Origin of the sequence: Paraburkholderia sp. GAS448 (assembly GCF_050435685.1) — a bacterium.
Taxonomy (GTDB): domain Bacteria; phylum Pseudomonadota; class Gammaproteobacteria; order Burkholderiales; family Burkholderiaceae; genus Paraburkholderia.
The window spans coordinates 1-1,213 of record NZ_JBNDKT010000159.1 but is presented as its reverse complement, the minus strand read 5'-3'; the positions used below and the strand labels follow the sequence as shown (position 1 = coordinate 1,213).

The window sequence follows — 1,213 nt, the reverse complement described above, 5'->3', positions numbered from 1 at the left end:
GGAAACGCTGATTTATTCAGCTCGGTGGTCATCGCTGGCGTAGCTGAGGACGTTATAGAAGGCAGCTCACGGAACAGACTCACGATGATGAAGAGGCAGATCGGCTTCGCGGAAGCGGAAATTGCAGGCAAGAAGCGAGTGACGAGGCGCCAACGCTTCCTGGCCGAGATGGAGAAGGTAGTTCCGTGGCAGCGCTTGCTGTCGGCAATCGAGCCGCACTATCCGAAGGGCACGCGAGGCCGCCCGCCGATTGGCCTGGAGCGGATGCTGCGAATCTACTTCTTGCAACAGTGGTACGGACTGTCGGACGAAGGACTGGAAGACGCCCTGTATGACAGCATCGCGCTGCGAGCCTTCGCCGGCATCGATCTGGCAGTCGAGAACGTGCCTGATGCAACCACGCTTTTGAAGTTCCGGCGCCTGCTGATCGAACACGAACTGACACGGAAGTTGTTCGACGAGATTGGCATCTCGCTGTGCGAGCGTGGACTGATGATGAAGGAAGGCACGCTGGTTGACGCGACGATCATTGAAGCGCCGCCGTCGACTAAGAACGCCGGGAAGAGTCGTGACCCGGAAATGCATCAAACGAAGAAGGGAAACGAATGGCACTTTGGGATGAAAGCCCACATTGGCGTCGATGCCGATTCGGGCCTGATCCACAGTGTGGTTGGCACGGCGGCCAACGTGTCGGATGTATCGCAAGCGCATGCCCTGCTGCACGGACATGAGGAGCAGGTGTTCGCCGATGCGGGCTACATTGGCGTAGACAAGCGCGAGGAAATGGCGGGCAAGACCGTGAAGTGGCATGTCGCTGCCAAGCGGGGAAAGATCAGGGCGATGCAGGAGGGAGCGCTGAAGGACTTGGTGATCGCGGTCGAGCGAACCAAGGCGCAGATCCGGTCGCGGGTTGAGCATCCGTTCCATATCGTCAAGAACCTCTTTCACCATCGCAAGACTCGATACAAGGGCTTGGCCAAGAACACCGCGCAACTGTTCAGCCTGTTCGCTCTGGCGAATCTGGTGATTGCGCGAAATCTGTTGCGATCGGTCCATGGGAGCAATCCGTCATGCGTATGAAAAATGCGAGCAGGGAGGCTTGTTTACGCGTCCAATTCACTGAATTGAGCGTCGATTCGCTTCGTCATCTGGAAAGTTCGACGCCATCTCGCCTGCAACTTGGGCAGTTGGTCCATTGATCAGCGTTTCCCTA

1 protein-coding gene is annotated in these 1,213 nt (G+C 57.5%); it reads left to right on the top strand.

The window, feature by feature from the left end:
- Positions 1 to 87 precede the first annotated feature (87 nt).
- Entirely contained in the window at positions 88 to 1,080 is a 993-nt protein-coding gene (locus tag P3T23_RS47780) for an IS5 family transposase (RefSeq protein WP_429322968.1), read from the top strand.
- Positions 1,081 to 1,213: the final 133 nt, after the last annotated feature.